This is a genomic window from Brasilonema angustatum (assembly GCF_059505445.1).
In genome coordinates this window covers 60,002-73,465 of sequence record NZ_JCACKO010000136.1, presented here as the reverse complement: position 1 = coordinate 73,465, position 13,464 = coordinate 60,002, and the positions used below count along the sequence as shown (strand labels likewise).

Annotated in this window: 13 protein-coding genes; 7 read left to right on the top strand and 6 right to left on the bottom strand. The window is 43.1% G+C overall.

Annotation, left to right across the window (positions count from 1 at the left end):
- The 3 genes from AC5JM2_RS25130 to pdxH form a co-directional block, all read right to left on the bottom strand.
- On the bottom strand, positions 1-300 hold the full coding sequence (locus AC5JM2_RS25130; protein WP_495837542.1) for a hypothetical protein: 300 nt from the start codon (positions 298-300) through the stop codon (positions 1-3).
- A 210-nt stretch (positions 301-510) separates the two neighbouring features.
- Complete coding sequence (locus tag AC5JM2_RS25125) at positions 511-1,431, bottom strand: cyclase family protein (RefSeq protein WP_495837541.1); 921 nt, start codon at positions 1,429-1,431, stop codon at positions 511-513.
- Positions 1,431-2,075: a pyridoxamine 5'-phosphate oxidase gene (gene pdxH / locus AC5JM2_RS25120; RefSeq protein ID WP_495837540.1), complete on the bottom strand. Its 645-nt coding sequence runs from the start codon at positions 2,073-2,075 to the stop codon at positions 1,431-1,433. Before pdxH ends, AC5JM2_RS25125 begins: the two co-directional genes overlap by 1 nt.
- A gap of 241 nt (positions 2,076-2,316) precedes the next feature.
- On the opposite strand from pdxH, the gene AC5JM2_RS25115 reads away from it, so the two are divergent.
- The 4 genes from AC5JM2_RS25115 to AC5JM2_RS25100 all read left to right on the top strand — a co-directional run bounded on the left by AC5JM2_RS25115 (position 2,317) and on the right by AC5JM2_RS25100 (position 7,146).
- A complete protein-coding gene (locus AC5JM2_RS25115) occupies positions 2,317-3,372 on the top strand; it encodes an AI-2E family transporter (RefSeq protein WP_495837539.1) in 1,056 nt (351 codons plus the stop codon).
- A 522-nt stretch (positions 3,373-3,894) separates the two neighbouring features.
- A complete protein-coding gene (locus tag AC5JM2_RS25110) occupies positions 3,895-4,254 on the top strand; it encodes a lipopolysaccharide assembly protein LapA domain-containing protein (RefSeq protein WP_495837538.1) in 360 nt (119 codons plus the stop codon).
- A gap of 129 nt (positions 4,255-4,383) precedes the next feature.
- Positions 4,384-5,226, top strand: coding sequence for a segregation/condensation protein A (locus tag AC5JM2_RS25105; protein WP_495837537.1), 843 nt, complete (start codon positions 4,384-4,386; stop codon positions 5,224-5,226).
- Between the two features lie 753 nt (positions 5,227-5,979).
- Positions 5,980-7,146 carry a nucleotidyltransferase family protein gene (locus AC5JM2_RS25100; protein ID WP_495837536.1) on the top strand — a complete coding sequence of 389 codons (1,167 nt, stop codon included), beginning with the start codon at positions 5,980-5,982 and terminating at the stop codon, positions 7,144-7,146.
- A 45-nt stretch (positions 7,147-7,191) separates the two neighbouring features.
- Here the strand turns inward: AC5JM2_RS25100 and speA are convergent, their stop codons facing one another.
- Positions 7,192-9,207 carry a biosynthetic arginine decarboxylase gene (speA, locus tag AC5JM2_RS25095; RefSeq protein ID WP_495837535.1) on the bottom strand — a complete coding sequence of 672 codons (2,016 nt, stop codon included), beginning with the start codon at positions 9,205-9,207 and terminating at the stop codon, positions 7,192-7,194.
- Positions 9,208-9,606: 399 nt separating this feature from the next.
- Here speA and ndk point away from each other — a divergent pair, with 399 nt between their 5' ends.
- Positions 9,607-10,056 carry a nucleoside-diphosphate kinase gene (gene ndk / locus AC5JM2_RS25090; RefSeq protein WP_495837534.1) on the top strand — a complete coding sequence of 150 codons (450 nt, stop codon included), beginning with the start codon at positions 9,607-9,609 and terminating at the stop codon, positions 10,054-10,056.
- Positions 10,057-10,141: 85 nt separating this feature from the next.
- Here the strand turns inward: ndk and AC5JM2_RS25085 are convergent, their stop codons facing one another.
- Positions 10,142-10,876 carry a TerC family protein gene (locus tag AC5JM2_RS25085; RefSeq protein ID WP_495837533.1) on the bottom strand — a complete coding sequence of 245 codons (735 nt, stop codon included), beginning with the start codon at positions 10,874-10,876 and terminating at the stop codon, positions 10,142-10,144.
- A gap of 89 nt (positions 10,877-10,965) precedes the next feature.
- Positions 10,966-11,223, bottom strand: a complete 258-nt coding sequence (locus AC5JM2_RS25080; protein WP_495837532.1) for a hypothetical protein — start codon at positions 11,221-11,223, stop codon at positions 10,966-10,968.
- A 149-nt stretch (positions 11,224-11,372) separates the two neighbouring features.
- Between AC5JM2_RS25080 and AC5JM2_RS25075 the strand changes: the two genes are divergently transcribed.
- Together AC5JM2_RS25075 and AC5JM2_RS25070 are read left to right on the top strand one after the other, a co-directional pair.
- Positions 11,373-12,029, top strand: a complete 657-nt coding sequence (locus AC5JM2_RS25075) for a DUF1345 domain-containing protein (protein ID WP_495837531.1) — start codon at positions 11,373-11,375, stop codon at positions 12,027-12,029.
- A 163-nt stretch (positions 12,030-12,192) separates the two neighbouring features.
- Positions 12,193-13,389 carry an NAD(P)/FAD-dependent oxidoreductase gene (locus tag AC5JM2_RS25070; protein ID WP_495837530.1) on the top strand — a complete coding sequence of 399 codons (1,197 nt, stop codon included), beginning with the start codon at positions 12,193-12,195 and terminating at the stop codon, positions 13,387-13,389.
- Positions 13,390-13,464 lie beyond the last annotated feature (75 nt).

The window sequence follows — 13,464 nt, the reverse complement described above, 5'->3', positions numbered from 1 at the left end:
CTACCAAAAAATGGAACCACCACTTTCAAAAAACCGAGCTTTGGTCACTGGAGGCTTTGTGGGTGGATTGCCTCCTCCTTCACTTCCTGGACAGGGGGCAGAAATACATTGTATCCCTCCTCCTCCTTCTTCACCTATAGATAGACTGGTGACTGTCCCTCCTTCTTCACCAACAGCTTCAGTGGTGAATTTACCCGATCCACCTAAGACTTGAGCAGCCTCTTCGTCATTGAGCTCCTCTTCAAAATTGAGTTCTATTGCTTCTAAATCTGAAACATCTAGACCAAAGGGATGGTTCATAACAGTTCTCCTGGGTTTGTTAAATTTCTGGGCTTGGTACTGGGTTTCCTAAGTGTTAGGAAAAGGTTCTGATTCTTGTACTTGTAGTACATATATCAGATATTTGTGGTTATTATTACAATCTTTTTGTAACATTTTTATACATCCATAATTTTGAAAAAAGTCAAGTAAATACTGCTCTTTTCCTCGTCCTAAATGTCCTGTTATCTGCTATCTGACTCGTACATTCAGTTGTTGATCCCAACGCAGTGGTTTATTTGCTTTTTGCAGAGGAGATTCTGGTATCTGACCGACCGACACGCCATACTTCCAGTCTGGCGGACAGATAGCAATATAGCGTGCGTAACCTCCTGTACCGCCTTGAAATTTGGGATAACCAATTGCTACCAGTGCGCCGGTCTCTGGCGCTTGATCTAAATTCGCGACACCTTCTGCTTGGGTGTATCCGTTTTTCAACAGCCAAGCTTCTCCTTCAAAAGTCGGTGTACTATCTGTATCCAGGGGTTCGTGTCCGTGGAACAGAATCTTACGCTGCAAGTGCAGGAACTGAAGAGCTTGCAGTGAGACGCCAGGAAACTTCTTTCTTTTAGCAAGTTCAGGGTTTGGCCATTCTTTAGACCAGTCAGAGCGGACAAACACAACTGAACCTTCAGGAATCCTGCCATGACGAGTTTCCCAATCCTGAATATCTTTAACTGTGAGGTGATAGTTGGGATCACCAGCGACTTTATCTTGGATGGGAATGACTACTAAGGGACGAACAGCAAAGGTTGCAGGTAACTCATCAATAGCTGGATAATCAGGGTTCCAATGAGCAGGTGGATCTAACTGAGTTCCAAGCTGGTCAGTAGATAAGTCGTAATGGGTTGCCTCAAAGCCATCCTTTTGATAGGTGTATGCCTTGCCCGTCTCTGGGTTAACAGTCGCTTCAAACTTCGACGAACCAAACCCTGCCCAAACAGGAATTGCAGGAGCAATAGTATGAGTGAGGTCAACATACTTGGCTGTTTGAAGTGACTGCTGATAAACCTGCCATAGAGGAGGTACAGGACGCGGCTGTGCTGCGTTGATGGACAGGCAAACAACAAAGCTCAAGAATGTGACTAAATACAAAAGTGCGAGTTTTTTCATTACGGCGACAAACGCTGAATTTTCCAACTGCCATCATCTACACGAGTATAAAACAAGCGATCGTGCAGACGGTTAGAACGTCCTTGCCAAAATTCAATTTCTGTGGGGATCACTCGCAAACCTCCCCAGTGTGGTGGTCGCTTAACATCTTGCTTTTGATATTGAATTTGCAACTCCTGCATCCGTTGTTCCAGTAGTTCTCGGCTCTTTATAACCTGACTTTGCTCAGACGCCCATGCACCTAGGCGACTGTTCAAAGGACGGCTATAAAAATACTCATCTGACTCATTTTCGGAAACTTTTTCTACACTCCCAGAAATACGGACTTGGCGTTCTAGTTCCGCCCACCAGAAAACTAACGAAGCTTGAGGATTTTCTGCTAACTCCTGTCCTTTATGACTGTTGTAGTTGGTATAAAAGATGAAGCCTCGTTGGTCAAAACCTTTGAGCAGCACAATTCTTGCTGACGGCATACCGTTTAGTGTAGCGGTGGCTACAGTCATCGCGTTCGGTTCAGGGAGTTGGGCTGCTAATGCTTGGTCAAACCATTGTCTAAACTGTATAAAAGGATTAGAGTTTACATCCTTTTCGCTCAAACTTTGCAAGGTGTAGTCTTTGCGAAGGTCAGCGATCGTTTTGTCCATTTTCGTTTACTTTCCTATTATTAAGTACGTATTTCAGTACTTTATGCGTGTATTTGCAAAATATCTCAGGACTTACGCACGAACAACGTAACCATAGTCATTGCGACCTCTGGGAAGCAATCACAACCCACTGTTTTTAATAGCGCGTGCGTAAGTCCTATATCTATCTAATCTATATAGTCATCAGCTTTCACCAAGTTGTACTTAATGTATCAAGGCGTTTTAACACAAATAACATAAGATGTACCGTTCAGCCTCAGTTCAACGTCTGTTAATATACGGCCTGAGCGGTCCGATTATCGCTCTCAATCTCTGGTTGCTGTATGTGATTTTTCGCTTATTCCAGCACCCTATCACCATTGTGAGCATTGCAGCAATTCTGGCTTTTTTACTGAACTACCCAGTCAAGTTCTTTGAACGCATTGCCTTGACCCGTGCTCAAGCAGTTATTATTGTATTGCTGCTAACTTTAACGCTTTTGGTCATTCTTGGCGTCACGCTCGTACCTATAGTTATTGACCAAACAATACAACTTTTAAATAAAATTCCAGATTGGCTAGCCACCAGTCAAGCAAACTTGGAGCATATTGAAGCTTTAGCTAAAAAGCGGCGTTTTCCCCTAGATTTGACGGTAGTCAGCAATCAAATAAATGCAAACATTCAGAGTTTGCTGCAACAGTTGGCTTCGGTTGTTGTGGGATTTGCGGGAACACTGTTATCGGGTTTAGTTGATCTGATATTGGTGGTAGTGCTGGCATTTTATATGCTAGTGTATGGCGATCGAGTATGGTCTGGCTTATTCAACTTCTTACCACCTCATATTCGATTCCCCTTAACCACATCTTTACGACTTAATTTCCACTACTTTTTCCTCAGCCAGATTTTGCTAGCATTGTTTATGGTAATTAGCCTCATTCCTATTTTCTTAGTTCTGAAAGTACCTTTTGCCTTGTTATTTGCCATAGTCATAGGTATATCTCAACTCATCCCCTTCATCGGGGCGACTTTAGGTATTGGTTTGGTTACTTTTTTAATATTGCTACAAAATTGGTGGTTGGCAATTCAAGTCGCTGTAGCTGCCATTTTCATGCAGCAAATCAAAGATAATCTATTAGGTCCCAAGTTACTTGGTAATTTTATTGGTGTTAATCCCATCTGGATTTTTGTGGCCATTCTCATGGGATTTGAGATTGCTGGTTTATTAGGAACACTGGTTGCAGTTCCTATTGCTGGTACCATAAAAGTTACCTTCGATGCTATAAAAGGCGGTAACATAAGAAACAGTGTAACTGAGTAGGAGTCTTGGAAATGATTGATAAAAATTTCATATACAGAGGGAAATGTAAAGATTTATATTATGATTTGTTCGAGGCATTTTTGTCACATTAGTAGGTGTATAAAAATATCATATGTTATACTCTACGAGTTAGATTCCTTCTCATAGCATATTGTTTTCTAGCAATCCTAAATAGTTTGTGAAATTCTTCTGGAAGGTTGTCCTAAGTCAATTGTCCAATGTTTTTTATTTGTTTGTACAAATGACTGAAGTGCCATAGACGCGTTTACTGCCTGTGGCTTGTGGTTCAGGAAACTCTCAGTTGAGCCTAAGCTACGAAGACGTACTAGTTCCTAAAAGTACTGAGTAACCCCAAAAGTTGTTTGACAACTCAAATAGGAGTACTGTAGATGTTCAACCTTAACGTTTTCAAACTTTTTTGGATAGCAAGTTGCGCTATGTTGAAGCACGATTCAAAATGGTATTAGCCACAATTTTCAGGGAAGCATTGGGCAAAAACAATTATCTAGTCTTTGATTTTCAATGAGACAAATTAACTTTGTAATAATCTTTATCTTTTGTTTAGCCTTGGCTTTATTTGCCCTCGAGAACACCCAACCTGGAACAATCAATATCGTTCCAGAACTACAGGTGCAAGCACCAATTGCAATTGAATTGCTTTTGGCAAGTGGGATAGGAGCAGTTCTGGCTTGGTTGTATAGTATGTGGACACATCTTCTGCGACTTGTACTTTCTGGTCAACAAGTGCGACAAAAAAATGTCCAAATTAAGGAATTAGAAAGGAAGGTTGAACAATATCAAGCAGAAGTTCAATCTTTGAAACCTGTTCTACCGCCAGTGAATGATTCTGTAGCAAAAGAAGCACAAGTCATCAGTCAATAAAAGAATTGGTGAGTGGATAGTTAGTAGTCGTTAGTCGTTCCACTATCGACTACTAACACAACAAAGAACAACTCATAAGAAATCGTAATTTCTCATACAAAACCAGTAAATCCAATATCCAAACAATTAATGGATGCTTCCGAGTTATTGGAAAACATTACACTCCTGATTCATCAGGCTGAACTTGGGGAAATAGATCCTTGGGATGTCAAGGTGATTTCGGTGATTGATCGTTATTTGGAACTAATGGGATTGGAGGCAACCACCAAAGGCTATGAAACTGACTTGTTGAAATCAGGACAAGCTTTTTTGTCGGCATCCAAACTTGTGTTATTTAAAGCAAATACTTTGGTGGAATTGCAATCAGCAGCACAAGATCAAGAAGCGGCCGTTGATGATGAATTGCTTACGAGTGAAGACGGGATCATTCATCAAGCTCAGCGCTTGCCATTAGAGCGGCACTTGCGTCGTCGTCCAACAGCAATGCCACCATCAAAGCGTCGCGTGACTTTGCAAGAACTGATTTCGCAATTGCAAATCATGGCACAACAATTGAAACTGGTAGAAAAAGCCGATAAACCTGTCCGTCAGAAACGGCAACCTAGTTTGCAAAGTATGCGGGCAGCATTAGAGTTGGCTCACCAGGAAAATCTTACAGAGGTAGCTTTTGAACTAGAGCAGCTATTGCAAAGTGTGGCAACACAATTGAGTTTACAGAACAGTTGGCTCAATCTTGAACAACTGGTGGAGTTGTGGACGCAAACAAAGCAACCACAACAAAATAATACACACACATCGCAACATAGTCATATAGTTGTTAGTGTTTTCTGGGCTTTATTACTGCTTTGTGCTCAATCGAAAGTGGAGCTATTTCAGGAGGAGTTTTATCAGGAAATTAAAATCAGGTTACTGACTGATTCAGCTAATCATGAATCCATAGAGACTCCGCTGAATTCAGAGTTTGCAACATAGGAATATTCAAGATTATCAGAGTTTGGCTTCAGTAGGTTCCAAAATCCGATTAAATTGATAAAGATAATGAATGAAAAAATTTAGACACCAACAGACATTTTGCTAAGTCCGGAAAACCTTTGTGTACAAGTTACCTACTCTGGATGGTGACCAAACAGTGCTCTCTAGATCAAAGTTTTGTGGATCTTGGTGACTGGGTTCACTGTTGGCGCAACTCCTCAGCTTGTGGCGTTGGAAGAGCGTCCCCAGAGGGCATACAAAGCGTGCGTGTGTTTTACCACAGAGCGCATGTCCGTAAGTCCGGTGAACAGGCACTCTGTGGCATAGCATGTCGAAACGGCTTAGGACACAGGTGTGCTGGAGGTATATTCATATCTCCTCCTCCAGACTGTTCTATTGTTGGCGCAAGCCTACGCAAGACTTACGGTGTAGCCGTGCCGCAGGCATAGGGCTTCTCGTAAAGCTCAATGGGCTTTATGCAGGATAGGTTAGAGTAGGATAAAGAATGATATAAAGTCATGAAGTGTGAATGTTGAAAGCTAGGTATGAAAATTTTATACTTTATACTTAATATTTTATATTTTATTCATGCTTTATACTTGACACTATTAGGCAGGTTATGCAGATGACTGCGCCAAAGTCTCTTGATATCTGTGATCCGTGCTTTACGGGGTGACTTCAATCAGAAATAAACTCACGATGAAATATGACTTCATAACAGTAAACTCGCTTGTGGTTGAGGAATAAAGACATATGAAGGCGATGATTCTCGCAGCTGGTAAAGGTACTCGTGTACGTCCGATTACTTACACAACGCCCAAACCGATGATGCCCATTTTGCAGAAGCCAGTAATGGAATTTTTACTGGAACTTTTACGCAAACACGGGTTTGACCAGATTATGGTCAATGTAAGCCATTTAGCAGAAGAAATTGAAAGTTATTTCCGTGATGGTCAGCGGTTTGGCGTGCAAATTGCCTACTCTTTTGAAGGTCGCATTGTTGAAGGTAGCCTTGTTGGGGAGGCTGTTGGATCTGCTGGGGGAATGCGGAAGATCCAAGACTTTTATCCATTCTTTGATGATACCTTTGTGGTGTTGTGCGGTGATGCTCTGATTGACCTAGATTTGACAGCAGCCGTGAAGTGGCACAAATCTAAAGGATCTCTTGCGACCATCATCATGAAATCCGTGCCCAAGGAAGAAGTTTCTAGCTATGGTGTAGTCGTCACTAACGAGGATGGTCGTGTCAAAGCTTTCCAAGAAAAACCTAAGGTTGAGGAAGCTCTGAGCACTAATATCAACACAGGTATTTATATTTTTGAACCAGAGGTCTTTAATTATATCCCTTCTGGGGTAGAGTATGACATTGGTAGCCAGCTTTTCCCCAAACTGGTAGAAATCGGTGCGCCCTTCTACGCTATCCCAATGGACTTTGAATGGGTGGATATTGGAAAAGTTCCAGACTACTGGCGGGCAATTCGTGGTGTGCTTTCAGGGCAAATTAAGAACGTGCAAATCCCCGGACAACAAGTCGCACCTGGTATTTACACTGGCATGAATGTTGCGGTCAATTGGGACAAAGTGGATATTACAGGTCCAGTTTACATCGGCGGCATGACCAAGATTGAAGACGGAGCCAAAATTGTTGGCCCTACGATGATAGGTCCAAACTGCTGGGTATGCAGTGGTGCTACGGTAGAAAACAGTGTGATTTTTGAGTGGTCGCGATTGGGACCGGGAGTACGGCTTGTGGACAAGTTGGTATTTGGTCGTCACTGCGTAGACAAGACTGGAGCAACGATAGATGTCCAAGCAGCAGCGCTAGACTGGCTCATTACTGATGCTCGCCGAGATCCACCATCGCATACGCCAGTGGAACGGCAAGCTATTGCTGAATTGTTGGGAAATCACGCGACTTAGTTATTAGTCATTAGTCACTCATTGATGACTAATGACTTTTAACTTTTAACTATTTAGGTAAGTGTAGCGTCGCAAACTTTGTTCATAGGTTTGTAACAGCCTTTGAGCTTCCGCTAAAGTGATGTGATTTTCTTCTAAAGCATGCTCACAACGTTGGCGAATGCTTTCCACCATATCTTCAGAGTCATACTGCACATAGCTTACCACTTCGCTCATGGTATCACCTTTAACAACGTGTTCAATTTGGTAACCTTTTGGAGTCAGTTGAATGTGAACTGTGTTGGTATCGCCAAAGAGATTGTGCAAATTGCCCATAATTTCTTGATAAGCTCCGTTGAGGAACATTCCGAGATAGTAGGGTTCTCCAGATTTGAGTGGATGCAGTTCTAAAACTGATTTCACATCCCGCAGATCAATAAACCTGTCGATTTTGCCATCACTATCGCATGTCAGATCTGCCAAAATTCCTCGCCGTGTTGGTTCTTGATCCAAACGGTGAATTGGCATGATAGGAAAAAGCTGGTCAATAGCCCAACAGTCAGGTGCAGATTGAAACACAGAAAGATTGACGTAGTAGATAGAAGCCATGATTTGTTCTAGGTCTTCCATCTCGTCCGGTACGTATTCCTGCTTTCTAGTTATTTCAAGAATTTTTTGACAACAAGTCCAGTAAAGCCTTTCAGCTTTAGCCCGTTCTGTAAGACTTAAAATTCCTAAGTTGAAACGACTGATGGCTTCTTCTTTGAATTGGGTAGCATCATGGTAGAGTTCTTGGTAGTTCTCCTCGTTAACAGATTGGTAAGTTTCCCACAGGTAAGTAATCACCGGGGATTCACCCTCTTTTGGCTGTTCTGGTGAGTCAAGCGGGACAACACTGCTACTAAGAACGTCAAAAATCAGTACCGATTGATGGGAAGCGATCGCCCGTCCGCTTTCGCTTATAAGTGTTGGTACTGGTAATTTTCGCTCCGCACAGGTATCTTTTAACTCTGCCACGATATCGTTGGCATAGTTCTGCATATTGTAGTTTTTCGAGGCATAGAAGTTGGTTTGCGAACCGTCATAATCCACACCCAAGCCACCACCAACATCGAGATACTTCATTTTTGCCCCCAATGCTGCTAGCTCCACATAAATACGGCTGGCTTCTTGGATAGCATCTTTGATCACATTGATCGCTGAGATTTGCGAGCCAATGTGGAAGTGTAAAAGCTGCAAGGAACCCAATAGATTAGCTTCGCGTAACTTGTCAACTGCCCGAATAATTTCAGGGATGGTAAGACCAAATTTAGCGCGATCGCCTGTAGAAGTTCCCCAGCGTCCCATGCCTTGGGTACTTAGTTTAGCTCTCACACCGACAATTGGCTCGATCCCCAATTGTTGGCTGACCTCGATTACCAAATCAACTTCTTCGATTTGTTCTAGAACGATAATCGGCTTTTGACCTAGTTTCTGTGCCAGCATCGCTGTCTCGATGTATTCTCGGTCTTTATAGCCGTTACAAATGAGCAGCGCTCCTGGTGTATCCAACAAAGCTAGGGCTATCATCAACTCTGGCTTAGAACCAGCTTCTAAGCCAAATTGATGGGGTTTGCCGAACTTCACCAAGTCTTCAATTAAGTGCCGTTGCTGATTGCACTTGACAGGAAATACGCCACGGTAAACACCAGGGTAGTTATAGCGGGCGATCGCTTTGGCAAAACAAGCGTTTAACCGCTCAATCCTGTCTTCCAAAATATCTGAGAAACGAATCAGTAGGGGCAGTCCTAAGCTACGCTGCTTGAGGGCGTTGACGAGTTCATATAAGTCCAAAGAACCGCCGCGATCGCCTTTAGGAGAAACAGTGATATGACCTGCTGCGTTTATAGAAAAGTAAGGCTGCCCCCAACCTTCTATTCGGTAAAGTTCTTCACTCTGTTCTATTGTCCACGGGCGAGGTACATCTGCTGATGTGGCTGGTGGTAGCAGCTTTTTTTGTTTATTATTTTTCAATTCCGCTTTTTGTCCATCGGACGGCAGTTTCAGCACCCCTTCTAATTTCTCTGTTGACTCAACATGCATTTCTTCGCTGACCTCGATGTTAGACCCACGAAAATACAATTTAGCGTATTCCTCTCTACGCGCACATGCACTTAAAGATACTTTCTGAGATATTCTCAATATTGGTCATAACTCACTCAAAGTTTGTCATTAATTCTTGACAAATTAAAGAAGACAAACGACCCTTCTGGTATGCCTGTGGCACACTATTGGTGAACGCCTAACGGGAGAGCCCTATGGCTAACGCCACGCCTTACGGCTATCGGGGAGAACCTCAGGTTCCGCTGCGAAGAGCGCAGTCGCCTAGTAGGTCGGGAGAGCCGTCATTCGCGCTGTCTCACCAATCGCCAAGGCGCAGGAGATCGTCCTGCATAGCGCTGGCTCACAAAAGACGAATTCTGTAAATTTGAGGAGATAGTTTTGGAACGTACATTTTTAGCAATTAAGCCCGATGGCGTGCAACGTGGATTGGTAGGTGAAATTATCCGTCGCTTTGAAGAGAAAGGCTTTACCCTTGTTGGTTTGAAATTATTAAAAGTTAGTCAGGAATTGGCTCAACAGCACTACGACGTTCACCGGGAAAGACCTTTTTTTGCTGGGTTAGTTGATTTTATCACTTCTGGTCCAGTGGTAGCGATGGTTTGGGAAGGCGAAGGCGTTGTCGCATCTGCCAGAAAAATCATTGGGGCAACAAACCCACTTTCAGCAGAACCAGGCACAATTCGAGGTGATTTAGGCATTAATATTGGTCGCAACCTGATCCACGGTTCCGATGCTATCGAAACAGCACAACAGGAAGTCTCTCTGTGGTTTAAAGAAGAAGAATTAGTCTCTTGGCAACCAACCATAACACCTTGGTTACACGAGTAATTTAGGAAGGCAGAGGAGATGAGAAGCCAAAGTGCGAAGGATCGAAGGATATTTTCCTTCACTTTCTGACTCCCTCATCTCCCTTCTACTCTCTACTCCCTTCCATCACTTCGGGTTTCTTTTGTTCTTCTATTATTTCTTCTGAGTGGGTTCGCTTAGAAAATCCCCAAGCCAAAATGAGGGCGATCGCAGTAATCATGAACCATTCTGGCGGTACCAAAGAATCGTTCACCACTTTAAGTAGCAATCGCAAGCCCACTAATGCCACAGTTATATAACCTGCATCCTCCAAGTGGACAAATTCATCTAACCAACGAATAAATAAACCTGCCATAAAGCGCAGAGTCACAACACCAATGGTTGTGCCTGTAATCAGAAGCCACTGTTCATTAGAAACAGCGATCGCAGTCGTAACGCTATCAAGAGAAAATGCTAAATCTGTAAAAGCAATGATGGGGATCGCTTGCCACAGAGAACTAAACCTGGGTTCATGGTGTTGATTGTCATCGGCTTGTTCGGAAGTAAAATGTTGAAATACTAGCCACAGAAGGTAAGCTCCACCTAGTAACTCAAACTGCCAGAACTGTTGCACCCAGGTGGCTGTTAGAAGTAAAGTGATTCGCAGGACATAAGCAAATACTAAACCAATGTTCAGTGCCCGATCTTCGAGCTCCTTGTCTTCTAGTCCTTGGGCGATCGCAGCGAGAGCGATCGCGTTATCAGCAGACAGTATTGCCTCTAAAAACACGAGCACCAGCAGCACTATAGGTGCTTCAATGCTGAAATGGAACTGAAGGTAATCGAATATTCTATCTAGCATTCCAGTTTTATTAAAGAGCAAAAATCATAAACTACCACAAATCGCAATCTTAATATACAAAGCGCAACAAAATGCTACTTTTATTCAGCTTAACGTGTGGATGGCGAATTCTCAAAGCGAATCAGGATTAGGAGGAGCACCCGAGCAGCCGACGAGTAAGGAATACCTGAGCCTTTGTAATGCACCGACGTTTCCCACGGCGATCGCCCTTGGCGCGCCCTACGCCCCAATCCGGCTGCGCCGGATTGCCCTGTGCTGAAAGCACAGGGGGAGGGTTTTCTGGAGGAAAACCCTCCGGGCGTGATACGGGCGATCGCCACTGCGTAAGGAATAGGGCTTGTGTGCAATCTGCTGCAACTCTCATGCGACTTATAGTTACCAAGATAAAGTCTGAAATCAGACTTTTGAAACATCCTCTAACTCAAGTACTTTTTTAAATCAACTGACTTGGTAGGATTCAATTACCAATAATCATTTTTGGGTTGGACTTAAAAAATTGTTAAAAAACTCTGATTCTCGGCATCGACTGATTATCTCTGTTGCTATTGGAGTATTAGTCTGTGTACTATTGCCGTCTTGGCTACGCTTACCTACGCGCACTATCTGTGCTTGGAACTTAGGCGCTGACTGTTTCTTAGCCTTGACTTGGTGGATAATGTTCAGGGCAACTCCACAAAAAATGCGCCGTTTCGCGCAACTTGAATATCAAGGACGTGTAGCTATTTTAACCTTAATTATCGCTTCTGCTTGTGCAAGTGTTTTAGCGATTGGGTTCTTGCTCACTGGTAATACAAAAAGTTTGTCAACGATTTTATTAACCCTACACGTCACACTTGCTGTGATGACGATTATCAGTTCTTGGTTATTAGTACATACTATCTTTGCCATGCAATACGCACGTACTTATTATCAAGTTAGCAATAGTAATACAGAGCAAATCGCTGGTGGTCTAGATTTTCCGAATGACGAAGAACCAGATTATTGGGATTTTCTATATTTTTCTTTCGTTATTGGCATGACTAGTCAAGTTTCAGATGTACAGACAATATCACGTTCAATGAGGCGTTTGACTCTGTTACACGGAGTTTTATCCTTCTTTTTTAATACTAGTATTTTGGCTATGAGTATTAATCTAATTGCTGCGCTGATTTGAATCTGCTTTCTTCAGTTTAAAAGACATAAATTTGTAGAAAGATTGCCCGCACACGAACTGCACGAGGGAAAGCACTGGGATTCCTGGTTGATGGCAACAAACCACAAGAAATCAGTACACTGAAAGAAATTACCCCGCTGGGATTGACCTTCCGCGCTTACCAATGACTCAACAACCTGCTAGAATCTGTATCCTTGGTGGAGGCTTTGGTGGTCTCCATACTGCCCTGCGCTTGAGCCAGCTTCCTTGGGAACCTTCGCAAAAACCCGAAATAGTTCTGGTGGATCACAGCGATCGCTTTGTTTTCTCTCCTCTTCTGTACGAACTTCTGACTGGGGAATTGCAAACCTGGGAAATTGCCCCACCTTATCAAGAACTTTTGTTATGCACAGGTGTCCGTTTTTATCAAGGTTTTGTATCAGAAATTGACATAAACCAGCAACGTGTACATTTGCAGGATGGACCAGAAATTTCCTATGATCAATTGGTGTTGGCGCTAGGTGGCGAAACACCATTGGATATGGTCCCTGGAGCAACATCTTACGCCCATTCGTTTCGGACTATTGCAGATGCATATCGTTTGGAAGAACGCCTGCGAGTTTTAGAAGAATCGAATGCAGATAAAATTAGGGTAGCTATAGTTGGTGCTGGTTACAGTGGTGTAGAGTTAGCTTGCAAACTAGCAGATAGACTTGGGGAAAGAGGACGATTTCGGCTGATTGAAATATCTGACCAAATTTTGCGAACCTCGCCAGACTTCAACAGACAAGCAGCTAACAAAGCAATAGAAGCACGGGGTGTGTTTCTCGATTTAGAAACTAAGGTAGAAGCAATTGCTCAAGACAGCATCTCATTAGAGTATAAAAATCAAGTAGACACAATTCCTGTGGATTTGGTGATTTGGACAGTGGGAACGCGGGTATCACCCGTGGTACGAAACCTGCCTGTCAAACAAAATCAACGTGGTCAAATTAGCACCACATCAACTCTCCAAGTGCACGATCATCCCGAGATTTTTGCCTTGGGAGATTTAGCAGATTGCCTTGATGCTGAAGGTAAGCAAGTCCCTGGAACAGCACAGGCTGCTTTCCAACAAGCAGATTACGTTGGTTGGAACATTTGGGCAACTTTGACAAATCGCCCTTTGCTTCCCTTCCGCTATCAGTTCTTAGGTGAAATGATGGCATTGGGAATAGACAGTGCCACCCTGACTGGTTTAGGCATCAAACTAGAAGGTTCGTTAGCATACGTCGCGCGTCGTCTTGCCTATCTTTATCGGCTACCAACCTTAGATCACAAACTCAAAGTTGGTTTTAACTGGCTTTCTCGTCCGATTGTAGAGACACTTTACAGAAAATAAAAATTACTACATTTGGCATACAGGACTGTTTGAGTCAGTGGAGATAAGTAGATAGCTAATAGCGAGTCAGTGATA

Bases quoted from the DNA above. Each gene is read 5' to 3' on its own strand.
- AC5JM2_RS25130 (WP_495837542.1), bottom strand. From the start codon at position 300: ATGAACCATCCCTTTGGTCTAGATGTTTCAGATTTAGAAGCAATAGAA.
- AC5JM2_RS25125 (WP_495837541.1), bottom strand. From the start codon at position 1,431: ATGAAAAAACTCGCACTTTTGTATTTAGTCACATTCTTGAGCTTTGTT.
- pdxH (WP_495837540.1), bottom strand. From the start codon at position 2,075: ATGGACAAAACGATCGCTGACCTTCGCAAAGACTACACCTTGCAAAGT.
- AC5JM2_RS25115 (WP_495837539.1), top strand. From the start codon at position 2,317: ATGTACCGTTCAGCCTCAGTTCAACGTCTGTTAATATACGGCCTGAGC.
- AC5JM2_RS25110 (WP_495837538.1), top strand. From the start codon at position 3,895: ATGAGACAAATTAACTTTGTAATAATCTTTATCTTTTGTTTAGCCTTG.
- AC5JM2_RS25105 (WP_495837537.1), top strand. From the start codon at position 4,384: ATGGATGCTTCCGAGTTATTGGAAAACATTACACTCCTGATTCATCAG.
- AC5JM2_RS25100 (WP_495837536.1), top strand. From the start codon at position 5,980: ATGAAGGCGATGATTCTCGCAGCTGGTAAAGGTACTCGTGTACGTCCG.
- speA (WP_495837535.1), bottom strand. From the start codon at position 9,207: ATGCATGTTGAGTCAACAGAGAAATTAGAAGGGGTGCTGAAACTGCCG.
- AC5JM2_RS25085 (WP_495837533.1), bottom strand. From the start codon at position 10,876: ATGCTAGATAGAATATTCGATTACCTTCAGTTCCATTTCAGCATTGAA.
- AC5JM2_RS25070 (WP_495837530.1), top strand. From the start codon at position 12,193: ATGACTCAACAACCTGCTAGAATCTGTATCCTTGGTGGAGGCTTTGGT.